Source organism: Paenalcaligenes sp. DL 463 (assembly GCF_057475185.1).
Window position 1 is genome coordinate 2,072,335 of record NZ_JBYBKX010000001.1, and the last position, 26,046, is coordinate 2,098,380.

25 protein-coding genes are annotated in these 26,046 nt (G+C 49.7%); 7 read left to right on the forward strand and 18 right to left on the reverse strand.

The features are described from left to right. Positions 1–9: 9 nt before the first annotated feature. Positions 10–426, reverse strand: coding sequence for a flagellar basal body rod protein FlgC (gene flgC / locus AC2UZI_RS09940; protein ID WP_486943644.1), 417 nt, complete (start codon positions 424–426; stop codon positions 10–12). Positions 427–440: 14 nt separating this feature from the next. After that, positions 441–848: a flagellar basal body rod protein FlgB gene (gene flgB, locus AC2UZI_RS09945; protein ID WP_486943645.1), complete on the reverse strand. Its 408-nt coding sequence runs from the start codon at positions 846–848 to the stop codon at positions 441–443. Between the two features lie 189 nt (positions 849–1,037). Between flgB and flgA the strand changes: the two genes are divergently transcribed. The 3 genes from flgA to AC2UZI_RS09960 all read left to right on the forward strand — a co-directional run bounded on the left by flgA (position 1,038) and on the right by AC2UZI_RS09960 (position 2,631). Further along, positions 1,038–1,733: a flagellar basal body P-ring formation chaperone FlgA gene (gene flgA, locus AC2UZI_RS09950; protein WP_486943646.1), complete on the forward strand. Its 696-nt coding sequence runs from the start codon at positions 1,038–1,040 to the stop codon at positions 1,731–1,733. A gap of 100 nt (positions 1,734–1,833) precedes the next feature. Further along, positions 1,834–2,136 carry a flagellar biosynthesis anti-sigma factor FlgM gene (flgM, locus tag AC2UZI_RS09955; protein ID WP_486943647.1) on the forward strand — a complete coding sequence of 101 codons (303 nt, stop codon included), beginning with the start codon at positions 1,834–1,836 and terminating at the stop codon, positions 2,134–2,136. Positions 2,137–2,145: 9 nt separating this feature from the next. Then, positions 2,146–2,631, forward strand: coding sequence for a flagella synthesis protein FlgN (locus AC2UZI_RS09960; RefSeq protein WP_486943648.1), 486 nt, complete (start codon positions 2,146–2,148; stop codon positions 2,629–2,631). 27 nt (positions 2,632–2,658) lie between these two features. Here AC2UZI_RS09960 and flhF read toward each other — a convergent pair whose 3' ends face one another. From flhF to AC2UZI_RS10035, 15 genes are all read right to left on the reverse strand, one after another. Further along, entirely contained in the window at positions 2,659–5,055 is a 2,397-nt protein-coding gene (flhF, locus tag AC2UZI_RS09965; protein WP_486943649.1) for a flagellar biosynthesis GTPase FlhF, read from the reverse strand. Then, complete coding sequence (gene flhA / locus AC2UZI_RS09970) at positions 5,052–7,166, reverse strand: flagellar biosynthesis protein FlhA (RefSeq protein WP_486943650.1); 2,115 nt, start codon at positions 7,164–7,166, stop codon at positions 5,052–5,054. The genes flhF and flhA overlap by 4 nt, the downstream gene beginning before the upstream one ends. A gap of 9 nt (positions 7,167–7,175) precedes the next feature. Further along, positions 7,176–8,318: a flagellar biosynthesis protein FlhB gene (gene flhB, locus AC2UZI_RS09975; protein ID WP_486943651.1), complete on the reverse strand. Its 1,143-nt coding sequence runs from the start codon at positions 8,316–8,318 to the stop codon at positions 7,176–7,178. Positions 8,319–8,498: 180 nt separating this feature from the next. Further along, positions 8,499–9,182, reverse strand: coding sequence for a protein phosphatase CheZ (gene cheZ / locus AC2UZI_RS09980; RefSeq protein ID WP_486943754.1), 684 nt, complete (start codon positions 9,180–9,182; stop codon positions 8,499–8,501). A 15-nt stretch (positions 9,183–9,197) separates the two neighbouring features. Continuing rightward, positions 9,198–9,584, reverse strand: coding sequence for a chemotaxis response regulator CheY (gene cheY / locus AC2UZI_RS09985; RefSeq protein WP_486943652.1), 387 nt, complete (start codon positions 9,582–9,584; stop codon positions 9,198–9,200). A 48-nt stretch (positions 9,585–9,632) separates the two neighbouring features. Continuing rightward, positions 9,633–10,691 carry a protein-glutamate methylesterase/protein-glutamine glutaminase gene (locus tag AC2UZI_RS09990; protein WP_486943653.1) on the reverse strand — a complete coding sequence of 353 codons (1,059 nt, stop codon included), beginning with the start codon at positions 10,689–10,691 and terminating at the stop codon, positions 9,633–9,635. A 34-nt stretch (positions 10,692–10,725) separates the two neighbouring features. Next, positions 10,726–11,571: a CheR family methyltransferase gene (locus AC2UZI_RS09995; RefSeq protein WP_486943654.1), complete on the reverse strand. Its 846-nt coding sequence runs from the start codon at positions 11,569–11,571 to the stop codon at positions 10,726–10,728. Positions 11,572–11,579: 8 nt separating this feature from the next. Then, complete coding sequence (locus tag AC2UZI_RS10000; protein ID WP_486943655.1) at positions 11,580–13,307, reverse strand: methyl-accepting chemotaxis protein; 1,728 nt, start codon at positions 13,305–13,307, stop codon at positions 11,580–11,582. Positions 13,308–13,363: 56 nt separating this feature from the next. Then, positions 13,364–13,867: a chemotaxis protein CheW gene (locus tag AC2UZI_RS10005; RefSeq protein ID WP_486943656.1), complete on the reverse strand. Its 504-nt coding sequence runs from the start codon at positions 13,865–13,867 to the stop codon at positions 13,364–13,366. Between the two features lie 27 nt (positions 13,868–13,894). Beyond that, a complete protein-coding gene (cheA, locus tag AC2UZI_RS10010) occupies positions 13,895–15,952 on the reverse strand; it encodes a chemotaxis protein CheA (protein WP_486943657.1) in 2,058 nt (685 codons plus the stop codon). A gap of 101 nt (positions 15,953–16,053) precedes the next feature. Beyond that, positions 16,054–16,962 (reverse strand): flagellar motor protein MotB, encoded by a 909-nt coding sequence (gene motB, locus AC2UZI_RS10015; RefSeq protein ID WP_486943658.1) that lies wholly within the window; start codon positions 16,960–16,962, stop codon positions 16,054–16,056. A 3-nt stretch (positions 16,963–16,965) separates the two neighbouring features. Continuing rightward, positions 16,966–17,841, reverse strand: coding sequence for a flagellar motor stator protein MotA (gene motA / locus AC2UZI_RS10020; RefSeq protein WP_486943659.1), 876 nt, complete (start codon positions 17,839–17,841; stop codon positions 16,966–16,968). A gap of 161 nt (positions 17,842–18,002) precedes the next feature. Further along, positions 18,003–18,683: a flagellar transcriptional regulator FlhC gene (gene flhC / locus AC2UZI_RS10025; RefSeq protein WP_486943660.1), complete on the reverse strand. Its 681-nt coding sequence runs from the start codon at positions 18,681–18,683 to the stop codon at positions 18,003–18,005. Between the two features lie 12 nt (positions 18,684–18,695). Next, a complete protein-coding gene (gene flhD, locus AC2UZI_RS10030) occupies positions 18,696–19,028 on the reverse strand; it encodes a flagellar transcriptional regulator FlhD (protein WP_486943661.1) in 333 nt (110 codons plus the stop codon). A gap of 600 nt (positions 19,029–19,628) precedes the next feature. Then, positions 19,629–21,227 carry a glycerol-3-phosphate dehydrogenase/oxidase gene (locus AC2UZI_RS10035; protein WP_486943662.1) on the reverse strand — a complete coding sequence of 533 codons (1,599 nt, stop codon included), beginning with the start codon at positions 21,225–21,227 and terminating at the stop codon, positions 19,629–19,631. A gap of 159 nt (positions 21,228–21,386) precedes the next feature. Here AC2UZI_RS10035 and glpK point away from each other — a divergent pair, with 159 nt between their 5' ends. Genes glpK through AC2UZI_RS10055 form a run of 4 tightly spaced genes read left to right on the forward strand, consistent with a single transcriptional unit; the run spans position 21,387 to position 24,321 of the window. Next, positions 21,387–22,877 carry a glycerol kinase GlpK gene (gene glpK / locus AC2UZI_RS10040; RefSeq protein ID WP_486943663.1) on the forward strand — a complete coding sequence of 497 codons (1,491 nt, stop codon included), beginning with the start codon at positions 21,387–21,389 and terminating at the stop codon, positions 22,875–22,877. A gap of 19 nt (positions 22,878–22,896) precedes the next feature. Continuing rightward, positions 22,897–23,364 carry a TM2 domain-containing protein gene (locus AC2UZI_RS10045; protein ID WP_486943664.1) on the forward strand — a complete coding sequence of 156 codons (468 nt, stop codon included), beginning with the start codon at positions 22,897–22,899 and terminating at the stop codon, positions 23,362–23,364. After that, positions 23,361–24,134 carry a lipoyl protein ligase domain-containing protein gene (locus tag AC2UZI_RS10050; protein ID WP_486943665.1) on the forward strand — a complete coding sequence of 258 codons (774 nt, stop codon included), beginning with the start codon at positions 23,361–23,363 and terminating at the stop codon, positions 24,132–24,134. The genes AC2UZI_RS10045 and AC2UZI_RS10050 overlap by 4 nt, the downstream gene beginning before the upstream one ends. Before the next feature lie 4 nt (positions 24,135–24,138). After that, positions 24,139–24,321 carry a ribbon-helix-helix protein gene (locus AC2UZI_RS10055; protein WP_486943666.1) on the forward strand — a complete coding sequence of 61 codons (183 nt, stop codon included), beginning with the start codon at positions 24,139–24,141 and terminating at the stop codon, positions 24,319–24,321. Position 24,322: 1 nt separating this feature from the next. Here AC2UZI_RS10055 and AC2UZI_RS10060 read toward each other — a convergent pair whose 3' ends face one another. Further along, positions 24,323–25,990: a SulP family inorganic anion transporter gene (locus tag AC2UZI_RS10060; RefSeq protein WP_486943667.1), complete on the reverse strand. Its 1,668-nt coding sequence runs from the start codon at positions 25,988–25,990 to the stop codon at positions 24,323–24,325. Between the last annotated feature and the right edge of the window lie 56 nt (positions 25,991–26,046).

Consider the following 26,046-nt stretch of genomic DNA (forward strand, 5'->3'; position numbering starts at 1 on the left):
CCAGACTCCTTATTGACCCAGCGTTAGCGTACGCATCATCAAATTCTTAGCGGTATTAACCACTTCGATATTGGCTTGATACGAGCGCGAGGCCGAAATCATGTTGACGGTTTCAGCAACCACATCGACATTGGGCATCGTCACATAGCCTTGCTCGTTAGCAAGGGGATGTTGCGGCTGATACTGCAAACGAGCCGGCGCATCACTTTGTATGACAGAAGCCACTTTGACCCCACCGACCTCTGCGGCATAGCCTTGATTTTCAAGGGGTGTAACTTGAAAAACCACGTGTCGGGCTTGGTACGGCATGCCATCTGGCCCCGCTGCGCTATCCGCGTTAGCGATATTGCTGGCGGTTACGTTCATACGTTGCGACTGCGCGCTAAGCGCTGAGCCCGCAATCTGAAAAATACTAAAACTGCTCATGTGGTCCCCGTACGTTATTGCTGCAAGGCAGCCATTAAGGTTTTAATACGCTGTGAAAGCACATTCAGATTGCTTTGGTAGTGCATGGTGTTGTCGGCGAAAGCCATTCGTTCGGTGTCCATGTCAACGGTATTGCCATCGAGACTAGGCTGCAAAGGCTGTCTGTATAACAACTCGGCACTAGGTGCCCCTTTTGCGGCACCCGGAATATGTTTGCTGGACGTCAAACTAAGCTGCGTGTTGGGCAGGGTTTTCTGATCCGACATCGCCTTATTCATGGCTTGGCTAAAGTCAAAGTCGCGTGCTTTGTAGTTTGGCGTGTCAGCATTCGCGATGTTGGCGGCTAACACTTCCTGTCGCTGCTGACGCAGATCTAAGGCCGTTTTATAGAAACTGAATTCGTCACCAATACGGTCAATCATGAGTGATCTCTGGTAAGGCCCAATAAAAGTATGGGCAACAATTAATGACTAATACGGCCGAACTGCAACCAATAGTCACCGAATAACGTAATGGTAACGGTTGGCTATCCGCTATAAAGGTAGAAATAGGCCACTAATAGTTAGTTAGTTCTATCGTTGCACTTGCCAGAGTCTTTTTAAAATAGCGGTATGCTTGCACTACGTCATACCCTATCTGGTCTTTTCATTATGGCTTTGTTATCAATAAGCCAGGCCGGTGCGTCCACCCAAAACGTGAATGACGTGATGGATGTGGTCGAAGACCACCTTTATACCCGCGCAAGTGCCTACCCCGGCACCCCTAGCATTACAGTCAGCACCCCTCAAATTCGTCAGCAAGCCAGTTGTGACAACTTAGACGTTCAGTCGCCTGCGGGCCAGCGGTTGCGCTCACGCATGACCGTTACGGTGCGTTGTAGTGCGCCCGAAAATTGGAGCCTTCACGTGCAGGCCGAGGTCTCAGTGGAAGGGTATTATTATGTAAGCAACCGTCGTCTTAACGTGGGCGAAATTATTTCGCTAGACGACCTTAACCCACGCGAAGGCGATATTTTACGACTGGCTTCAAGTGTAGTGACCGACCCCAGTCATATTATTGGCTTCATGGCCGGACAGCGTATCGCTGCGGGTAGTATGATTAAGGCATCAGCCTTACGCGACCCGCAATCTGTATTACGTGGCCAAACAGTACGTACCATTGCTCGAGGGCATGGTTTTATGGTTAGTAGCGAAGGTCAAACCCTACAAGCGGGGGCACCCGGCAGTCAAGTTCAGGTGCGCGTAGGAGCAGGCAATGTCATTACCGCAACAGTGCTGGATTCAAGCACAGTTCAGGTATTAATGTAAGTATCTATAACATGCCTAAAGTTCTTATCGTCGTAGCCGTTACTACGCTAAGCTTAACAACAACTCACTTGGCAGTTACTGCTCCTATACCGGAGACACCATGAAAATCACGCCCACTACCGTACAACACAATGCTAGCGATCGCGTTAGCACCACCCGTTCTTCTTCGGGCGCTGCTGCCTATGCTCAACAAGGCCAACAATCTGGCCGTGGCGAGCAAGCTGCCAGCGTAGACCTTAGCGCTACGGCACGGCAATTACAGCAACTGCAATCTTCTGACAACGATATTAATATTGAGCGCGTGCAAGAAATCAAAGATGCGATTGCCGCGGGTAAATTAAAAGTTGATACCAGCCGTATTGCCGACTCTCTGATTGCTAGCGCCCGCGAACTTCTTAAATAACGATTCATTATGACGGCGTCAAACTTGGACAATACTGCCCTACAACAAGCTCTGCAAAGCGAAATTGAGTTGCTGAATGCTTTTAATAACGCCTTAAGCCAAGAGGCCGAGCTTTTACTGGGCGAGCACGATAACGATGCACTTCATCACGTTACGCAGCAAAAAGTGCAATTTTCCGAGAAGCTCGCACAAGCGCACCAACAGCGTGACGACGCACTAAAAAACTTAGACCTACCCAATACTTCGGCTGGGTTGCAAGCCGCTGTCAACAAGCACGACACCCTCGCCCCATTGGTTGACGAGCTCTATCGCTTAGCGGATCAAGCTAAGACTCAGAACGAAAGTAACGGCATGCTAATCGATACGTTCTTACAGCATAACGAACAAGCGCTTAACGCCCTGTCTCAGCTTATCCAGCCAGCCGAGAAGGTATATGATGCGCGCGGCAAGGCCACAATACAACGTAGTAATAGCCGCGCATCCATTAAAGCCTAATCAATCGGGCTGCGTAGCCTGATCGTATTATTCCAGAACGTTTTTCAACATAAAGAGCTTAATGAAGGCTTCTATCGTCTTCGGCACACTTAAGGCCGTAGCACGACCAGAATGACTAAGCTGCTCAAGTGCCGCTAATAATGCCGCCTTATCAGCCATTAATAGAACGTTAGTTGTCGCCGCACTCAACAATGTGGTCATTCGAGCCTGCTCTGCCACTGACAACGATGACTGGCCTGCCCATTGCGCACTTAAGGCCCATGCGGCACTGACAGCACGTTGCGCTACCTTTAGCTCTGACTGCGCCACCATCCAATCCGCAACATTTGCAAAACTAGCGCTTGAGGCAGGTGTATGCATCACTGCAAAGTGGTCACGTACAACGTGATGCGTGTTGCGATCAATCAGTCGTAAACACACCAGTTTTAAGCTTAAGGCAGGAAGATTTCGAGTGCGAAGCTCGATGGGTTCAACAGCTAGCCATACGCCGACATCGCTCTTGGGTAGGCCGGCTACTTTGGTGTAATGCAAGTTCGATTCGGCGCTAGTTATGATCTGAAAAGCCACCTGCTTAGACAACGCCTTAGGAGTGGTGTGCCCATCTTTGTGCCACAACTTAAGTGAAGCAGGCAACGTTGATAGGAAAGCCGTTTGTGCTGCGACCAGTTCGCGCCAAAGTGCTGCATTCCCGCCGTCAAAAGCGTGTATTAGCTCACGGTCCGCCAAACTCTCGCCAACCCAATTCAGCGACTCTTTGGTTAGCTCTGCATTATTCCGATGGGTTAAACGATGCGCCCCCGAGGTGGACTGCCACTCGGACTCAGCCGCGATTTGTTGGTATGGAACGCTATAAATGCTGCCATTCGTGCCACATAAATAGGTGGTGGCAACGCGCGCTGAGCCCTGATTCGATTTTGGTGTTGAGGCCACTTGGTGCACACACAATAACGGTCGTTGCGCCTCTTCACTTAACTCGTGTTTCACGTCTCGCAACAGATCTTCGCCTTGTTGCAATAAATTGGCTGCCTCTGCACCCTCAATTTGTAGATCACGCCAATAATCAAAGACCGACGATAAGCTTAGGCATTGATCGATGGAGGCAATTTGTGCACGTAACTCGTCGACACTCATGGCCGCCGAAGTCGAATTACTGAGCAGTAGCTTTGTCATCATGGCGGTACGTTGTGTGTCATCTACCGACGACGATTCCGTCTGCTCGGGCATCGCTGCCGACAATAAAGCTGCCACGTCGCCCGCCGTGGGCGCATACAAGGCTTTAGCGTTACTGGATATTTTCGTAAACGCCATGTCGACTAATTGTTTAGCCGTCAAAAACTGCAGGTGTTCAGGTACTTTTTGCCCATTAGAAATGTAATGTATAGGCAGTTGATAACGTATGGCAGTGTCCAGTGCAGGGCCTATGCGGCTTGCTTCATCAACTTTTGTAATGATGCAGCCAATAAGGGGACTGCCCCCATCCGTTTTATATACCCTAGCCACCTCATCCAAGGTGTCACCATGGCTGGATGCGTTCAACGCCAATAAACGCTGAACACGGCGCCCTGAGCTGGCCAACAAGGTAGCCTGATCACCCACATAGCGATCACGCTGGCTAATGCCCACGTTATCGATCAGCACCACTTGCTCTGGGCGGATGCCCAACATGACCTGTCGCAACGCTTGCGCATCTTGAACCACATGCACTGGTACGCGCAATATGTCCGCATAAATTTTAAGCTGTTCGTGCGCACCGATTCTATAGGTATCGGTGGTGATAAGAACAAGCTTATCCGGGCCAAAGCGTTTAACGCAGCGTGCCGCAAGCTTTGCGATGGTGGTCGTTTTCCCCACGCCAGTGGGCCCCACTAAGGCCAAGGCGGTTCCAGGCTGCCACAGTAAATCTTCGTTAGCCACCACAGGAAGATGGGTATCTAGTTCATTGCGCGCCCATTCAAACGCTCGCCTGCCAGTTAGATGAGGCGGCAACCGTTTGAGCATAGCGCGTAACAGCGTGGTGCTAAACCCATAGGCAAGCAGGGTTTGAAACAACGCAATCGTTTCAGGCGTACGTTGAAGCTGATGACTCCAAAGCAACTCATCAATTCGGCTTTCCAAGGCGCCTTGCATGGCCCCAATTGCCCCCATTAGTTCAGCGCGTGGGGACGGCTCTGGTGCTCGATTTTGACTGCCAGTCGACGTAGGGGCCGCACTAACTGGCCGTTGTGGAGCCGATTGCGTTCGTGTGGGCTCTTGTGCCGTAGCCACGGCTGTTGCAGACTCTACCGAGGTGGCATCGGTGGCCATAATCTCAACCCCACCGTTAACACGACGGTTGGAAACGATCATGGCATCTGGCCCAAGAGCCATGCGCACCTGACGCATGGCTTCACGACTGGTGCTACCAAAAAAACGACTTATGTTCATGCATTATTCCCTATCACGGCGGTCACACGAATTGTGCGCTCGTCTGGAATTTCTTGATTAGACAACACTCCAAGCTGAGGAATGTGATGGCGTAAGAAACGCGACAATGATGCGCGTAATAGCGGAGGCACCACCAAAACAGGTGCATCGCCAGCCTCTTCCTGATGATGTGCTGTACGTTGCGCTTCGGTTAATAAGGTCTCTGCTAAGCCCGGCTCCAGTGCTCCACTGGTGGTCAATGCCTGAGTTAGCACACGTTCAAGACGCGCATCCAAACCAATCACCCGAAGTTCGCCATCGCCAGGGAACCATTGCTGCGTAATGGCTCGGCCTAGAGAGACGCGTGTTAGCGCTAAAAGCTCGGCCGCTTCATCCACATTGGTATGCGCCTGACTTTGAGCCTGGATACGAGGCGCATTTTCTGAAACCACTTCAACAATGCTACGCATATCACGTATGGGAACCTCTTCTGCCAGTAGGCCTCGTAGCACTTTATGGAACAAACTAAGACTAATGGTTTTGGGCACGAAGTCTTCAACCAAGCGCGGTTGATCACGAGCCACCCGATCCAGTAACTGTTGTACTTCCTGACGCCCCAACAAATCGGCACCATGGCGATGGAAAAGGTGATTTAAATGCGTGGCGATAACCGTGCTGGCATCGACAACGGTGTAACCAGCAATTTGAGCTTGCTCGCGCATTTCCACATCAATCCACACCGCTGGCAACCCGAAAGCAGGATCCGTTGTGGGGGTACCAGGAAGGCTCATCGCCACACCGCCGGGATCAATGGCTAGCCATTGGCCAGGCGTTGCCACACCACGCCCCACTTCGACCCCGAACAGTAAAATACGGTAGTCGTTCGGCTTAAGCTCAAGGTTGTCACGAATATGAACGACCGGAGGTAAGAAACCTACGTCTTGCGCAAACTTTTTACGCAGACTGCGAATACGATGTAATAGCTCTCCGTTCTGCGCATGGTCCACCAAAGAGATCAATCGGTAACCCACTTCAAGCTCTAAGGGGTCAACCATCGAGACATCATCCCAACTGGCTTCCGCTGCGGCCTCATCGGCAGCGGCCAAGGCCTCTTGTGGCCCAACACTCTCGGCCAGTAGCTCGGCTTTTTGGCGTTGTAATATCGCCCACCCGATGCCACCCACAATGATGGCTAAAGATAAAAACGACACATGAGGCATGTTCGGAATAATGCCTATTAGCGCAAGGATTCCAGCTGTTAAAAACATCACGTTAGGGTTGGCAAATAGCTGACTGACCATTTGCTCGCCCACGTCTTCGTCCGTAGCGACGCGAGACACCACCACACCCGCAGCAGTAGAAATCACCAACGCAGGAATTTGTGCCACTAAACCATCGCCGATGGTCAGTATGGTATAGACGCGTCCTGCATCGGAAAAACTCAGACCATGCTGCATTACACCGACAATTAGCCCCCCGACCAAGCTGATAACCATGATCAGCAACCCGGCTACAGCGTCACCCCTTACAAACTTACTTGCCCCATCCATCGAACCATAAAACTCAGCCTCTTGAGAGACTTCCTGACGACGTTTACGCGCCTCTTCTTCCCCAATCAAGCCGGCGTTCAAATCAGCATCAATGGCCATTTGCTTACCGGGCATGGCATCAAGGGTAAACCGTGCGCCTACTTCTGCAATACGCCCTGCACCCTTCGTGATCACAACAAAGTTGATCAGAACCAAAATGACAAAAACGACAATACCTACCGCAAAGTTTCCACCGACCAGAAAATGGCCAAAGGCTTCGATTACTTGCCCTGCTGCATCCGGCCCCTTGTGACCATTCAACAAAACCACACGCGTTGAGGCGACGTTTAACGCCAAACGTAATAAGGTGGCAAACAACAACACCGCAGGAAAGGCAGCAAAATCGAGCGGCTTTTTCGTAAACATCGCCACCAGCAATATCATGACGGCCAGTGCGATATTGAAGGTAAAAAATAGATCCAACAAGAACGGCGGCAGCGGCAGAATCATCATGGCTAATACCATGAGGATAAGCACCGGCCCAGCTAGCAAGCGTGCTTGACTGGAGCCATTCGTTTTAATTAATGCCAAAATGCTGTTCATGAATGCGGTTTACGTAGTTGACTGCAAAGGATCAAAACCTTCGGGCAGTGTTAAATCGGATGGCTGGGGAGGAGCAGCGCCAATGCCTTGACGCCAATTACGCAGTTGAAATACCCAGGCTAAAACCTCGGCGACAGCAGCGTATAGCTCGAGGGGGATCTCAAAGCCAATCTCGACATGTTTATGCAGCGCCCTAGCAAGAGGCGGAGACTCTAGTGTGGGTACGTGATGCTCGGCAGCAATCTCTTTAATACGCTGCGCCACCAACCCCGTGCCTTTAGCCACGACTTTGGGCGCGCCCTGCTCAGACTCTGCATAGCGCAGCGCCACCGCATAATGCGTTGGGTTCGTAATGATGACATCAGCCGTTGGTACATCAGACATCATCCTGCGCTGTGCCATACTGCGTTGCTGAGAACGTATGCGCCCTTTAACGTGTGGGTCACCCTCGCTTTCTTTATGCTCTTCTTTCATGTCTTGTTTAGACATGCGCATTTTTTTATGAAAGCTGAATAACTGCCACGGCGCATCGATCAACACAATCACCAAAAGACTGGCAACAATAAGGCCACAACTTAAGGCGACTAAGCCCATGCCTTTAATTAGCGCCTCGGTGGGATTCACGTGCATTAAGCTTGTCATTTGATCGCGATAGTGCCAAATAACCATGACAGCGACCCCACCAATCAGCCCAGCCTTAGCAAGCGCCTTGAGCAACTCGATCAAGGTTTGCGCTGAAAACATACGCTTGATCCCGGACAAGGGATTTAGCTTTTCAAACTTAGGTTCTAAGGATTTCCACGAGAACATAAGACCGCCCAGCAACGCTGAACCTAGAATAGCCGTCACAACGAGCGCCACAAACAGTGGAAACAAACTGAACACTGCTTCAATGGCCGACTGGGCCGCACTGGCAACCATTACGTCACTTTCACGGCCTATACGCGGATCAAACCACATACTATTGCGCATAATGCCGTCTAATGAGCGAAACATAAAACCGCCTGAAAACCACAACGTGCTAACGCCCACAGCTAGCAATAAGAACGTTGTTAGCTCTCTGGAGCGCGCAACTTGCCCTTCCTCGCGCGCTTTCTCTAAGCGCCGGGGGGTAGCCGGTTCGGTTTTTTCTAGATCGCTTTCCTCTGCCATGGATGAGAGATATCAGTCAGTGTGGTTACGCCATGCTTTGGTGTCTCGTCACATGCGTACGCACCCTAGCTTTGAAATTTTAGTTCACTGACGAATTCGCTAACCGCAGAGTAATAGCTATAAAACGGCCCTGTTCCCAGAGCCGATCTTTCTTAGGCCTCGTAAGAAAGGGTTTAGGGCCTAAAAGCCCAGACTCGACAATAGATCATCAACCTGATCTTGTCCGGTCACCACATCAGAGGCTTCCGGGTTCACCACCGGCCCATTTAACAAACTGCTTGTCTCTTCCCGACGCTCGGGAGGAACGCTGTCGATCAGCACCTGAACCAGTTCGGTTTCAATATTGCCAATCAATTGAAGCATGCGTTGTATTACCTGACCCGTCAGATCTTGGAAATCTTGGGCCATGATAATTTCAAGCAGATTATCTTGTGTTTGCTTAGTGTTGTTCTGCACAAAATCGAAAAAATCACGTGTGTCATCAACTAACTCACGCGCCACGGGCAGCTCAGCAGGTTCTTCAAACCAGTTTTCCCAACGCTCATCTAAGAACTTGGCTTCTTTCGCTAAGCCTTCTTGCAATGGCCCGGTTTGTTCTGCGGCGGTTAACACGCGATTGGCTGCTTGTTCGGTCATGCGGCCGACATAACGCAAGCGATCACGTGCATCAGGAATGGCATGTGCCGCATCCTTAACCGCCTGGTCCAGACCCAGCTCTCGCATACTGGCACGCACTTCGCGCGTTAGATGGGCGATGCGCTGAACTACATCGACAGGCATCTGTGTTGCTGCTGCCGCTGTTTCAGCGGCTTGCACAGCGTCGATTTCTTCAGGGGTATCCGTCTTGTGGAGCTTATCCATCAGACTCTCCTCGTTACACTAGCCCATTTTCTCGAAAATTTTATTTAATTTTTCTTCTAATGTAGCGGCAGTAAAAGGTTTAACCACATAACCATTAGCGCCAGCCTGTGCTGCCGCGATAATGTTTTCTTTCTTTGCTTCAGCCGTGACCATTAATACCGGCATGGATGACAAGTTCGCATCCGCCCGTATCTGCTTCAACATTTCCAAACCATCTAAATTAGGCATGTTCCAGTCGGACACAACAAAATCGAAACTTCCGTTGCGCAGTTTCTCTAGTCCCATTAACCCGTCTTCAGCCTCATCCACATTCTCATAACCTAAGTCTTTCAATAGGTTGCGGATAATACGCCGCATCGTGGGAAAGTCGTCTACGACGAGAATCTTTATATTTTTATTAGCCATTCATTAATTCTCCGTAATTAAGTAAGCCACGCTGAGCCGATGACATCGTTAAACTCGATGTCCGTAAGAGCCAGCGCTTGCCAATAATTTTTCACTAATTTCATTTAAGGGTAAGGCTTCACTTGCTGCACCAATGGCTAATGCCTCACGCGGCATGCCAAAAACCACACTGGTGGCCTCATCTTGAGCAAAGGTAATCGCTCCTGCATTTTTCATCGCCAGTAAACCCTGTGCACCGTCTTTACCCATACCGGTTAACACAACACCCACGGCATTCTTTCCCGCCACATTCGCGGCCGACATAAAGAGGACATCAACAGCAGGACGATGACGATTGACCGGTTCGCTTGGGTCGAGTTCGACCACATAGTTAGCCCCGGAACGCGCTAATTTCATGTGAGCCACACCGCCCGGTGCCAAATACACATGCCCTGGTAGGACTCGTTGGCCATGTTCTGCCTCGTGCACCTGCATGGCGCAAAGCGAATCTAAGCGTTGAACAAAAGAGCGCGTGAAGCCGGCAGGCATATGCTGAGTGATTAGAATCGCAGGGCTGTTCGCTGGCATGGGCTCTAAAACTTGTCGAATAGCTTCAGTGCCTCCTGTGGAAGCCCCTATCAAAATCAGCTTTTCTGTGGTCGCAAAGCGATGTGCCAAGGGTGTGCGTCGAACCGGAGGTTTGGCTGCAGCCTCTTTACGGTGAGGCTTAGACATGGCGGCGGCACGAATTTTATCGGCAATCAAATCTGAGTATTCGAGCAACCCATCACGCAGCCCCAGTCTGGGTTTTGTCACAAAATCGACAGCTCCGAGTTCAAGTGCACGAATAGTGACTTCTGAGTTTCGCTCGGTTAACGACGACACCATGACGACGGGCATTGGGCGCAAACGCATTAAACGCTCTAGGAAATCCAGCCCGTCCATACGAGGCATTTCCACATCAAGAGTTAATACGTCAGGATTCACTTCTTTTATTAGCTCTCGTGCAACTAACGGGTCTGGCGCCACAGCTACCACTTCCATGTCTGGGTGGCTGTTAATAATTTCAACCATCAAACTACGGACTAAAGCAGAGTCATCAACACATAAAACTCGTATTTTTTTCATGTTTGCCAACTACAAAATAAATTTAGCGAGAACCCTATACCCGCACGTATACCGTTTGCCCTTGCAATCGAAAAGCGGTACTTAACTGGGATATATTCTCTGAGTGCCCGACAAACAGCAGTGCCCCAGGCTTCATTAACTGGGCAAACCGCTCAAGCAGCTTAATTTGCGTATTCTTCTCGAAGTAAATCATGGTATTACGACAGAAAACCGCGTCAAATTGCTGTGACGAGGGCCAGTTTTCGGCGGAAATGAGATTCACGTTCTCGAACGTAACCATGTTTCGTAAAAGCGGTTTCACTCGCACTTTCCCGACATTACGCCCTGTGCCCCGTTGAAAATACTTCTTCAATAATGCTTCAGGTACGGGCTTAACTCGATCCATGGAGTACACCCCTTGCTGAGCATGTGCCAACGCCGTAGTATCAATATCAGACGCTAGAATGGTGACGGATGAATCGGCGTTTACTACCGACTCACGTAATGTCATCGCGATGCTGTAGGCTTCCTCGCCCGTTGATGCCGCACTGCTCCACACCGAAATAGGCTTACTTCGATTCGTCACAAACTTGGCTAAGACATCAAAGTGATGACGCTCACGATAAAAAGCCGTGTGATTAATCGTGAAAGTATTAATAAAATTAGACCACTCGTCAGCACGAGGATTAAATTCAAGGTGCTCAAGGTACTGTTGAACTGACCCATGGCCTAATTTTTTTGCACGCATACCCAAACTACGCGCAATCATGTCCTCTTTGTGTGAACCCAAAATAATGCCAGCACGCTCGTGTAATAACGCTGTTGCTCGAACGCAATCCGCAGAGGTCGCTCTGGGAAGCGTTGGCAAAGAATAAGCGAAGGTTTGGGCGGAGTTAGTCATAAGCAACGTTAATTACTCAACACATGCGAATGAAGGGACAGGCTCGCATTATTCGCAGACGCGTAGCCCAAACTTCCAGAGGAAGATTCGATGACCTCATCAGAATGGATGCGGAAAGCGGCCACGACATCCGTTAAACGTGAGGCCTGATGCTGCAACGCCGAAGCCGCACTTGCTGCCTGTTCGACTAAAGCAGCATTTTGCTGAACCACGGTATCCATTTGAGACACGGCCAAATTAACCTGAACAATACCGTCTGACTGCTCTTGTGACGCCGAGGATATTTCATCCATTAAGGTAGTGACCCCTTGAACTGAGCTCACAACGTCTCGCATTACGGCACCAGCATCTGCAACCTGTCGCGTTCCTGCACCGACTTTAGTTAATGAGGATTCAATTAAGGTTTTGATTTCACGGGCTGCCTGTGCGCTACGTTGTGCCAGCGAACGTACCTCGCCAGCCACCACAGCAAAGCCCCGCCCTTGTTCGCCTGCCCGTGCGGCTTCTACCGCTGCATTCAGCGCTAAAATATTGGTTTGAAAAGCAATACCGTCAATGACGTTCACAATGGCAGCGATCTGAGTAGAACCATCTGAGATATCGTCCATGGTGGTGACCACAGCGGCTACCGCTTGCCCTCCATTGGATGCAACATTTGACGCTTCGTGTGCTACTTGGTCTGCCTGCTTAGCGTTCTCTGCATTTTGACGTACCGTGCTAGAGAGCTGTTCCATGCTGGCTGCTGTTTGCTGCAACGCCGCCGCCTGTTGTTCGGTACGGCTGCTTAGATCAACGTTTCCTAAGTAGATTTCTTGTGAGCTTATGTTGATTTCCTCTACACCCTCGCGCACGGCAACCACCATTCGACGCAAGCTTTCTTGCATTTTTCGGACGGCTTCATAAAGGACACCAATTTCGTTGTCTGACGACACATCCACTCGGCGGGTGAGATCACCACTGGCAATGCGATCAAAATGCTCGCCGGCTTGCCGCAAAGGACGTAAAACCAAGCGATTCAAGAATACATAAACAAACGCGCAAATTAACGCACATAAAGCCAACGCGAAACCAACCAACTGAATAACCAGCGCATATTGAGCCGCTTCTTTCTCGTACTGCTCGGCAATAATCTCACTCTGTTGACGATTTAGCTCTTCAAGCGAGCTCATCAAGTTAAGTTCGAGGCCTACGGCCAAGGACGACAACCCCACATCGAATTCACTTAGCTTACCTTCGCGTAACAGTTGAATAAGCGGGGGTACCTCTTTGGTAAGAATGGTGCTAAACACGTCATTCACACGTCTATAGGTACCCGTCGGGTCAGCTAGTGTTGTACTGAGCTCTTTAAACTCGTCAAAAGCAGACACCGCTCGCGCAAGCTCAAGCTGGCTGCGATTAAGCAAAGCGGTTGTGCCACTGTCTAATGTTGTGAGGCCTCCAGCCCCCTCTTCCACCCATTCGCTAGTGGTGGTGTAATTGTGTTTCGCATGATGCACCACGTAACTGGCGACCGAGCGTCCTAAGTAGGTTTGCGTGTCTTTATAACGCTCAACGGCTTGCGTTAACGCCACACCCGCACGCTGGTTAGAGACGATAGTTTCCAACGCATGATTATTCGCTTTTAACGACAGAATACCCAATGCTGCTCCTGCTACCAGCATCAGCATAAAGAAGATCAGCACAATTATCAGGCTCGACCGCACTTTCAAATTCGAAAGTTTGAAGCGCTTAAACATGAGGTATTCCTTAGAATGTAAATCGAAAAACCAAACAGAGAGAACAACCTAAGCCGTTAAACAACCATCGCGCTATCAACTAGCGCCATTTCTTCACTTGTCATTAATTTTTCTATGTCGACCAAAATCAACATACGCTCATCGACCGTACCGATGCCGGTTAAATAGTCCGTTGAAAACGCTGTCCCAAATTGGGGGGCATCGCTGATTTGCGAGTTTTGCAGTACCAACACATCGGATACGCCATCCACCACCACACCGACGACTCGCGATTCGAGGTTCAGGATGACCACCACCGTTTGATGCGTGTAACTGGCATCTTTTAGATCGAACTTAATGCGTAGATCGACAATAGGAACAATGACGCCTCGTAAATTCGTCACGCCCTTAACAAAGGAAGGAACGTTAGCGATACGTGTTACTGACTGAGCGTCATAGCCGCGAATTTCTTGCACTTTTAAGATATCGATGCCGTACTCTTGCTCTTCGAGTATGAACACCAAATATTCTTTTCCAGCCCCTTCGTTTTGCTGATTGCTTGTTGCTGCTTGATTAGTCATAAATCTCTCCGCACAGGTATTTTTTACTTAAATTTCAACGCGCTGACGTGTAAGGCGGTGTAGCGCAAACACATCGACAATCAGTGCAACACTGCCATCGCCTAAAATAGTGGCGGCTGAAATCCCCGGAATTTTCCGGTAGTTCGCTTCTAAGTTTTTTACTACCACTTGGTGCTGTCCAAGCAAGTGATCAACGAGTAAAGCGAAGCGCATATCCTCGGCTTGCAGAATGACCGCGATGGCTTTCGTCATATCGGTCTCTGCCCCATCTACCGCAAACACATCGCCTAAAGCAATAACGGGTAAATACTCACCGCGAACATGTAAAACACGGTCATCGTTAGATAAGCTACGTATTTGCTCTTCGGTAGGCTGCATGGACTCGGTCACATGACTAAGTGGCAAGATGAAGGTTTCGTCTCCAACTTGCACAGACATACCATCTAAAATAGCAAGCGTAAGTGGTAAAACGATGCGGGTAGTGGTGCCGTGACCTTCTCGAGACGACATTTGTACGTGGCCGCCCATACTTTGAATATTGCGTCGTACTACATCCATACCTACCCCACGGCCTGAGATCTCAGTCACCTGCTCTGCCGTAGAGAAACCGGGAGCAAATAGCAACTGCCACAGTTCGTCGTCAGGGAGATTCTCGTTTGTAGTCAGGCCTTGAGATAAGGCTTTCTTCAGAATTTTTTCACGATTCAAACCACCGCCATCGTCAATGATCTCAAGAACGATGTGCCCCCCTTGGTGCTGAGCGGACAAGGTAAGCGTGCCTTCACTGGATTTACCCGCTGCTATCCGCTTTTCTGGCATTTCGATGCCGTGATCAATACTGTTACGCACTAAATGCGTAAGGGGATCAATAATGCGCTCGATTAAGCTTTTATCAAGCTCCGTACTTTGCCCTTTCGTAACCAGTCGGATTTCTTTGCCTAAGCGCGCCGCGTTCTCGCGCACAACGCGAGGAAAACGACTAAAGACGTAATCCATGGGCATCATCCGAATGGACATCACCGATTCTTGTAAATCACGGGCATTACGCTCAAGCTGCTCGATGCCGTTTAGCAATCGATCGTGTACAACAGGGTCTAAGGTGGAAGCCGTTTGCACTAGCATGGCCTGTGTAATCACGAGCTCTCCGACCAAATTAATAATTTGATCTACACGTTCTACGCCCACACGAATGCTGCCCGTTTCGCTACGTGACGATGCTGACTTTGCTTTGGGTGGCTTCGCCGCTTTGCTTTGATTGGTATCGCTTGGCGTGGCTGGCGCAACGTCGCTTGCAGGCACTGCTGGAGGCTCAACACGATCTACTGTATTGTCTGCTGCCACTTGTGCTTCGGTGTTCGTTGCACTTACGGCTTCTGCCGGTAAGGCCTCGGGCCCAACTGACACCTGATCGTCATTCACCACAAAGCAACACACGGCAACGAGATCGTCAGCACTGGCTGTGGTATGGAGCCATATGACTAACTCGGAGTCGCTAACGATTTCGTGTAGCACATCGCCCATTAGCGCCATTTCGTCTTTTAAAACAGCGATATCTTTAGGGTTCGTACGCACGACCTTCAAACACAAAGGCAATGAAGACGAGTCGCTCGCGGCGCCGGCTTCAATAACGGGCTCAGGTTCAGGTTCTGACTCAAGGGCTGCTGGCTCTGTGACTTGGCCGCTTTTTTGCTCTGCCGCTAACGCTTTTAACTGTTCACAAATGCGGACGTATGCGGCCTCGTCGGGGTCTTGTTCGTCTCTGTAAGCAGACACTTGATCACTCAGCACGTCTTTGGTCTCGAGAAATAGATCCACCATATCTTTGCGCAGCGTCATTTCGCCATTTCGCACCAAATCAAGGAGGTTTTCTAGTAAGTGGGTGGTATCAGCCAAATGCCCGAAACACCCAAAGGTTCCCGCGCCCCCTTTTATCGAGTGGGCAGCACGAAAAATGCCATTTAGCTTATCGACATCAGGATTATCCAAGTCGAGCTCAAGCAAAATGGTTTCCATTTCAGCTAATAATTCATCAGCCTCATCGAAAAAGGTGTCAAAGAATTGACTTAAATCGACGCCGGAGCTCATGCATGCTTCCTTCGTAACAGTTAACCAGATACATTTGTTATGCGCCTTAATCTGGAGTGAAGGCGACATATAAACCGCAAGCGGACTAAGCGTTTAGCGCATTACTCTGACGACGCTGGCTCGCCAAAAATTGAGCTTTCGAACATGGCTGGATGATCCGAGAACTCGTAGCCCATTTCATCAAATTCGTTTTGGGCATCTAAACGTCGTTCAGCCCGCTGATTTAGTACAACAATACTGATACGACGATTAACGGCTGCGGCCGGATTATCTTTAACTAAACTAATTGTTGCCGCCAAACCGAGAATTTGCTTGATTTTTGCTTCTGCCAAACCACCTGCTACTAGCTCTTGTCGAGCCGCGTTCGCGCGATCAGCCGAGAGCTCCCAATTCGAATATTCGCGCTCGCCGCTTGCGTATTGGAATGAATCAGTATGACCGGCCACTTGCAGACGGTTAGGCATCTCGTTTAAAGGGTTACTTAACGCCCGTAAGATATTGCGCATATAAGGCTGAATACTAGCGCTACCCATCGCAAACATCGGGCGGTTTTGCTGATCCACAATTTGAATACGCAGGCCGTCGGGCGTCATATCAATGAGAAGTTGCTCACGGAACTCACCAAGCACAGGATCGCGCTGAATCAGACGTTCTAATTCATCTTTAAGGTCTTGCAAACGCTCAACATCTCGCCGATGGCTATCTGGCTCGCCACCATTTAAAGGATGCACATTGGGAATCACACTTGGGTCGCCACCCGGCACAACACTTCGTGAATGGTCGCCCCTCATACCACCAGAAATCGCTTCGACTAAAGGCATGCGAAAGTAATCGGCAATTTGGCTAAGCTCTTCGCGTGGCACCAACGATAATATCCACATCACCAAAAAGAACGCCATCATTGCTGTCATGAAGTCAGCATAAGCAATCTTCCAGCTACCGCCCCGATGGGGTTGCCGGGTTACTTTCTTGCGACGAACTACAATTCGATCGGGCCTAGAGGTACTCATTGATTACCCTTGCCTGTTCACCGTACTGCGTGATTGACGCACATGCTCTTCGAGTTCGAGAAAGGAAGGCCGGTCAGTAGCAAATAACACCTTACGACCGAATTCGACGGCAAGCTGCGGCGGATAACCATTCATATTGGCCAACAAAGTGACTTTAATACACTCTAAAACCTTGGCTGCTGCCTCGGTCCGACGTTCGATCACATTGGCAAAGGGGCCGACAAAACCATACGCCAACAGAATACCTAAAAAGGTACCCACCATCGCTTTAGAAATGAGGTCTGCCAGTACGGCTGGAGGTTGATCAACCGAAGCCAAGGCTTTAATTACGCCCAACACCGCAGCCACAATACCAAAAGCAGGTAACGCATCCGCCACTACATGCATGGCATTGGCGGGGCTGTTTCGTTCAGCCATGAACGCTTCGATTTCTTGGTCCATTAGCGTTTCGATTTCGAAGGAGCTCATGTTGCCACTAATCATGAGACGCATGTAATCGGACACGAATTCTACAATTGCGGCGTCTTTAATGACCGTAGGGTAAGCCGTGAAGATAGGGCTTTCGGAGGGATCTTCGATATCGGCTTCGATAGACATTAAGCCGTCACGACGCGCCTTATTAAGCAACACGTAAAGCAGCCCCATTAGCTCCATGTACAAGGCTTTGCTATAAGGCGTGCGCTTAATCGCCATGGGTATCGCTGCCAGCATGAGTTTTGCGGAGCGAGTGCTGTTAGCTGCTATGTATGCACCGACTGCTGCTCCACCAATCAGCAAAAGCTCAAAGGGTTGGTAGAGTGCGCCAAGGTGGCCGCCTAATGCGACGTAGCTGCCAAAAACGGAGAAGAAAACAATGAGGTAGCCAAGCAGTATAAACACAAGCACGCCTTTATCTAGTACACAACCCTATGATCGCCGCAATGAAGGGAGTCAAAAGCGTCTTTAAGACGGGTCTTTTGTGGATATTTCTACGCTTCACTCGTAAAACCTCCCATGAACGGGGCCAAGCCCCCCACAACTTCACTGCAGTGAGCTCTTTTTTACGATGGAGCCGATTGGCGCTGTATCGTAGGTTCAGTCCGTTTTTTTGCTCCCGCCCCATCCCTAGAGCTGGTTTTACTTATTGACTCTGGCGAGCCTGTCTTGCCCTGTTTTACGGCGACTTTCTTTGCGGCTACACGCACTTTCTTACTGGCTCTGGTTTTGCCTGCTCGGGGAGGAGGCCTACAAATAGCACACACAAAGTCGGCTTTAGGATCATGCGCATGCGCAACAAATTGCCCAGCACATTGCGTGCACGTGGATAGCTGCACCATCCCGCTTTCAAAAAAGCGAATAAGCATCCATGCACGAGTAAAGCTTAATACCGGCTCGTCCGAAACAACCTCGTAGCGTCCAGCATTAGCTTGCTCTAGGTATAAGCGGTAACTTTCCACCAACGCTTGTGCACTTTGAGCGGGCGTAAGCTGGTCCATATAGCGGTAGACGCTGTAAAACATACTGGAATGTATGTTAGGCAACCAAGTCATGAACCAGTCTACCGAGAACGGCAACATACCTTTGGGAGGCGAACAGCCCCGTATTTCACGATACAAGCGAGCCAACCGGTCGTAGCTGAGTGAGGTTTCAGCCTGAAGCACCTGCAATCTGGCCCCTAGCTCAATCATCTCAGTGGCTAAGCCTATATCTTGCGCTTCTTTCGAGACACTTCGAGTCGCCATAATTAGATGCTCTTAGGCTTCTTCTACCGCCGCCGCTGTGGCACGCTGCGAAAGTAAGATCGTTGAGTGAGCTTGTTGAAGCACGCCCCCGAGCACATCTTGGGTGAGCGTGGACAATAAATCGTAGTCGTTCAGTCTAAATGCGCAAACTAGCGCGTTGGAACCCGATAACTTAACAAGTTGTGCGGGAGATAAGCGTAATACTGTCTCTGCTACATCAGCATCGAACCCGAGCCTATACATACCAGCGGCGAAGTTCTCTCGTAGTAGACGCTGAGCCAACATAAGATAGGACAGATTTACCTCTTGAATATCATTCAGCAAAGAGTTTTCTGTGATGGGCATGTAACCCTCCTTACATTAAGCAAAAATTCATTAACAACTCAAGCATCCAAACAATGCTTCTTGTTACAGATAAGCCACTATATATGACTTATATGTGGATTACATGACACTAAAAAATACAAAACAAGTAAACAAACACAAAAACGAATAATAATCTTATGGATTACTGCGTTTATATGCGTATTTAGCATGAATCGGTTGACTAATATTAACAGACGCTACCTAAAAGAAACATATTGCATGTCTTTTGTTACCTGATATAGATCAACAAAAGCCAAGATAATGCGTCTAAAAACAGTTTGCTAACTGATTTATCGCTGATTTAAGCTTGAATAATTACAATCTGTATACTCTGCACATAGAAAAACAATACCCGTCATAAGACCCTCACTTTTGGTCATACTTAGAACGCAAAGGATCAAAAAACGCCTTGTTTTTACATAGAAGCAAAGTTATCTGTATGTAACAAAGCAGGTCATGAAGATTGCTGAGGCTACTCTAGGGCGTGATGAACAAAACAAGACACAGAGCTCAGTTTGTAAATTCAGGGTGTACGCTTATTTATTTTATTTGCACCCTTTAATCCCTCAGGGAAAACCTCTAGCTTACCGTGTCCGGAATATGAGCGTATTGAGCAGCAAGCGACATGAATTGCTCAAGTTGTGGATCGCTTTCCGCTTCTTCTTGCAGTAGCTCAGCAACACGGGGGGCAATGCGCGCCGCCAACTTCGCATCTAAAAACAAGATGCGTGTTCGTCTTGCCAATACATCTTCGACAGTTAACGCGTATTCGTAACGTGCGGCAAAGCGCACCATCGCTTCGCTCAGTTCGGGCGTAATCCAAACATCATGACCCGTTGTCGTATCAACCCAACTGGCTTCGTCCCCGTAAGCCTGTATGGTGATTGGGCTTGTTAGCTCTCTTTTTCCACCTTGTCTGAGGGCACCAACTAATGGATGGCTTGCGGTAGAACAAGGCGCTAAGGGCGAGACGAGCCCATGCTGTTGGCAATGTTTCAATACATCGTCTGCAATCGACCTATAGGTCGTCCACTTCCCTCCCGTTACGGTGACGAGCCCACTTGGACTGATCACCACCGTATGTTCTCGACTAATACTTTTTGTATTTGTGGCATCGACGGCCTCTCGCACCAAAGGGCGTAGCCCGACCCAGACACTACGTACATCGGCTCGGGTGGGCGCTTTTTCTAGATAGTTAGCGGCCTCTTTTAATATAAAGTCTATCTCTTCTGGATACGCCATCGGCTCAGCGTGCAGCCCATCTGTGGGCGTGTCGGTCGTGCCTAAAATCAGTTTCCCCAGCCATGGAACGGCAAATAACACGCGTCCATCCTTGGTTTTGGGTACGAGTAACGCGTGCTTACTGGGCATAAAAGATTGGTCAACGACAACGTGCACCCCTTGGCTGGGGCTGACCAAAGGCTTATTGTGCCGCTCTGACACCTTTTGATCTAATTGGCGAATATTATCGACCCACACTCCCGTCGCATTAATCACACAAGGGGCCCGAACGGTGAACTCTCGTTGTGTGTGTGTGTCAACGCAACGCACGCCATCAAGCTTATCGTTACTATGCAGCAACTCGGTCACTCTACAGTGATTAACAACCAATGCCGAAGCAGCGGCAGCGCTGCGTGCTAGTGCTAAAGCCATACGAGCGTCATCAAACTGGCCATCCCAGTACATGACGCCACCTTTCAAGCCCTCACGCTTCACCCCAGGTAGTTCTTTTTGTGTTTGGTAGGCGTGTAAAAAACGAGTTGTTCCTAGCCCTTCTTTTCCCGCTAAGGCATCATAAGCTTTAAGGCCCACCCCATAGAATGGAGTTTCCCAGCACTTATAACTGGGCATAACGAAACCCAGTGGCTGCGCCAAATGCGGTGCGATGCGCATAAACGTCGCCCGTTCACGTAAAGCCTCTCGCACTAATGACACATTGCCCTGAGCCAGGTAACGGATACCTCCGTGGACCAGCTTTGTCGCACGTGACGAAGTGCCCGACGCAAAATCATTGCCTTCCAGCAACACGACTTTTAATCCGCGCAAGGCGGCATCAAGCGCAATACCCAATCCGGTTGCCCCCCCTCCGATAATCACCACATCGGCTTGTTCAGTTCGCGCTAGCGCTGCCAAGAGTTGAGTGCGCTCAGTGGCTAAAGGAGAAGTTCTGAAATTCATTGGAAATCGCAATAGTAAAGGGAGAAGTGCCCCCTACAGTTTAAAGCAGCTAGAGCAGAGTTTGTAGCGACTTGCCCATTTAACGCTGCAACACGTCTAACACCTTCAGCACTACAATCATGACAAACTCTGTTTACGATCCCAGTTACGGCTACGCTTATGACTTATATTCTTTCGTTGGACCAAGGTACATCCAGCTCTAGAAGTATTATCTTTAACCCAGAGGGCGACATCATCGCGGAAGCCCAACAAGAGTTCAGTCAGCATTTCCCGCAGTCTGGATGGGTCGAACACGATGCCCTAGAGATCTGGCAGTCACAACGGCATACAGCCCGTCAAGCCATCGCCAAAGCGAATATCTCGGCATCAAGCATTAGCGCTGTGGGTATTACAAATCAACGCGAAACCACCGTCATTTGGGACCGACAAACCGGCCAGCCAATTTACCCCGCCATCGTTTGGCAAGACCGTCGGACAGAACCCCTTTGCGCGAAATTACGTGCTGAGCATCATGATGATTTAGTCTACGAACGCACAGGCCTACGCATCGATTCTTATTTTTCCGCCACCAAAATACGCTGGATACTCGATCATGTCGCTGGTGCTCAAGAGCGAGCCGAGCGCGGTGAACTTGCATTTGGGACCATTGATAGCTGGTTACTGTGGAATTTAAGTAACGGAAAACATCACTGCACGGATGTGAGCAATGCATCGCGCACGATGCTTTTTAACATTCGTAGTAACCAATGGGATGAGACCTTATTAAAATTACTAAACATCCCCGCCGCCCTACTTCCCACCGTGCAGGCCTCAAGCTCTTATTTTTTTCATACCGCTGCCGAACATTTTAATGCTCCCCTGCCTATTCATGGTGTCGCCGGCGATCAACAATCAGCGCTATTCGGACAAGCTTGTTTTAAGCCGGGCATGGCTAAGAATACGTACGGAACGGGGTGTTTCATGCTGATGCACCTTGGAACGGAATTCACCTTATCCAAGAACGGCTTGCTCACCACCCGTGCCGCGCAAGAGGGTTCAGTGCCTGAGTTTGCTTTAGAAGGTAGTGTGTTTATCGGAGGCGCCGTAGTGCAATGGCTTCGCGATGGCTTGAAAGCCATTTCCGCTAGCCACGAGGTTGAAGCCTTAGCCGCTACGGTTAGCAATGCAAATGGCGTAGTACTGGTACCTGCTTTCACAGGTCTCGGCGCCCCCTATTGGGATGCCGAAGCCAGAGGCAGCATCACCGGTATCACTCGAGGAACCACTATGGCACACATTGCATACGCCGCTCTGGAAAGTATCGCTTTTCAAAGCACTGCACTATTGCGCGCCATGAGCGCCGACGCCAGCGCCAATAACCACTCATTAATCGAATTACGCGTCGACGGCGGTGCCAGTGAGAACGATACGCTGATGCAATTACAAGCGGACCTGTTAGGTATCGATGTGGTTCGTCCTGCCATGGTGGAAACCACCGCACTTGGCGCGGCTTATTTAGCAGGCTTAAGCTGTGGCTTGTTTCATAATAAAGACGAACTTGAGGCGCAGTGGCGAGTCGAACAACGCTTTACACCGCGCATCAGTGAAGACGAACGTAACACGCGACTTGAAGCGTGGGAACATGCAGTCCGTAAAACCTGCGCCCCTTAAACCATAGATCCCATCGACTATGATACAAAAATTTATTTTGGCTGTTGCCATTTTTCTTATTATTTTGCTTGCGCTGAGCTTCGGGGAGACAGCTTTTGCTGTGTTTTTCTCATGGCTAACGTGGATTAGCGGTAGCGCTATCCATAGCTTCTCAGAGCTATATCATCACGTTGTCGCCTATGCACAAGCGAATGCCCTTAAAGTTGTTATTGCTCTAGCCCTAACCATCCCAATCAGTTATTGGATCAGTCGACGCCATAAAAGCGCTTCCCCCTCTACACTTTCTAAACGTAAGCTAAGCATTGTTTTAGCCATTTTTCTAGGTTGGATAGGAATACATCGCTTTTACATAGGACAGTACTTCGTTGGGCTACTCTATATCGTTCTTTTCGTTATTTTTGCTCCCGTTGCCGTGCTCTTTGCTCTGATCGATGCCGTGCGCTTTTTCAGCATGGACGATGACGAATTTCTTCTACGCTATCGATGAGCCCTACATACACAGTTTCTGACCAAACAGCCCGCCATCTTTCACCGCTTGCAGATGAACAGTTAGTCGAAGCCTGTTTAATTGACGCACAACCCAAAGCGTTACTGTGGCAGCCTTTACAATCGCTGGTTGTGCCCCGTAGCTACACACGCCATGCTACATTTAACCAAGCCTGTCAGGCCATGCAACAACAGGGTTGGCCAGTGTACGTACGACAGTCAGGCGGTGGGGTTGTGCCCCAGCTATCAGGCATCATGAATGTAAGTCTCTGTTGGGTCGATTACGGTCGGCCGCTGGATTTATCAAACCAAGCCTACGAGCACCTTTGCTCGATTCTGCAAACAATCCTTGCGCGTCAACACATAGAAAGTGAAGCCCAAGAAGTTCAGGGCTCTTTTTGCGACGGGCGATACAATTTGGCAATTAAAGACCAGATCGGGTCCTACGTTAAGGTTGCAGGCACCGCCCAACATTGGCGCAACGCCCGCGCAGCCGCATGGTATACCAAAGGCCAGCGTCAGGCAGGCGACCCAGCAGATTGGCACATTGTATTGGCCCATGCCTTACTATTTATCGATAGTGATCTCGTTAGCGGAACTCGTCAGGCAAATCGCTTAGAAGAGCTACTTGGCACCGAACGTCGGTACGATGCAAGCAAAGTCATTTCATTAGCCACGCTAGGACTGAAACCAGACCCGTTTAAAAACGATATCATCACTGAATTAGCGCAACGTCACCCCCCAGCCCTCCACACACCTAACACCATTTAGTATCATGGAAAAGAAAACCGCACGCCTTACGATCTTGATTGATCCTAAAAAGAAAAAAGCCCTTGAAGACCTTTGCGCTTCGCAAGACCTTACCCCCTCGCAAGTGGTTAGGCAGCTAATACGCGACTATCTCACTAAGCACGAGGTTTCCTATTCTTCCAGCGGTAAGCCCAACCCAAAAGTGTAGGTTACACCTTAGCGTCAGACCGTAATTTAAGGGCGACATTCACCGACAACAGAGCTGACTCAAGGTCATCAAACAAGGCCTGATAACCTAATTTCTTAACCAGCCCGGTGCGTGACAATTCTGAGTACAAGCGCGAGTTTAAATCGCCCAGCGCGATATGCACGCCCTGAGCATGCAACGCAAGTACCGTTTTTTCTAAGGCTTGCAAGCCAGTCCCGTCGATAAAGGGCACATAACGTAAACGTATGACGACGGCCTTGGGTAGAGCAGATAACTTATCCACTGCACTTTCAAGCACATCCACACCCGCGTAAAAATAGGGCCCTTCCACTGACAGCACCACGACATCATTAGAGGTGGCCTCAACTAATTCCGTGGACGTTAAATGCTTAAGGTGGCTCTTGGTCAGCGGCACTACCCTCACGCTGTCTGACATACGTTTTAGAAAGTGCAACATCGCCAGCACCACCCCTATATTCACCGCGATAACAAGGTTAGCGAATACGGTTAAGGCCAAGGTCACCAACAAAATAATGGTATCGGCACGTGGGGCTTGGCGTATTAACGACAGCACGAGCTTGGGCTGACTCATGTTCCAGGCCACCATAAATAATATGGCCGCTAAGGTCGCTAAAGGAATGTGCACGGCTAATGGCGCCAAAGCCACCAACACCAGCACCAAAGTCAATACATGCACAACACCTGCCAACGGGCTAGTGCCCCCATTGCGTATATTCGTCGCCGTGCGAGCAATGGCTCCGGTAGCGGCGATGCCTCCGAAAAAAGGTACCGCTATGTTCGCAATGCCTTGCCCTATTAACTCTTGATTTGAATTATGTCGTGTGCCGCTCATGTTATCGGCCACCACAGCGGACAACAGGGACTCGATCGCACCTAGCATGGCAATGGCAAAAGCGGGGCCCACCAAATCTAGCATTCGAGCTAGACTTAGCTCGGGCACGGTAAAAGCAGGTAAACCACGAGGAATCGCACCAAAAGCCGTACCAATGGTAGCAAGGCTTTCAAACGAAAATATCGCTTGCACCACGCTTAATAGGACAAGCGCAACAAGCGGCCCCGGCACTCGTCTCAGCTTCTTGATCTTTGGGGTAAGAATAACCAACGCTAAGGACACAATAGCGACCAATGTCGTTGCGATATCAAGCGAAGGCAAAGCGCGTATCAACTGCCACAACTGTTGATGAAAATGCTCGCCTTGGGGTGCGGGAAGACCAAAGAAATACCGCCACTGCCCTACCCAAATGATGATACCAATGCCCGCGGTAAAGCCGACAATAACCGAGGTAGGAATAAATTTGATGACCATTCCCATGCGGCTGACACCCAAAAACAGCAGTATAAAGCCAGCCATCAAGGTGGCGATTTGTAGACCTTCAACTCCGTGCTGAGCCACCACCCCCGATAAAATCACAATAAAAGCCCCAGTAGGCCCTGCAATTTGTAATCGGCTGCCACCCAATAGCGAGACCGCCAAGCCCGCTACGATCGCGGTGTAAATACCCTGCTCTGGCGCCACCCCTGACGCAATAGCAAACGCCATCGCTAACGGTAGGGCGACTACCCCGACAATCACGCCCGCCACGATATTAGGTAACCAGTGCTGGCGCGCTAATAAACCGGCTCGTTTAGCTTCTAAAATGGCGATCATCGGCATATCCTTAGTCATTCAATGTGCATAACATTATAATATGACGCACATAAATA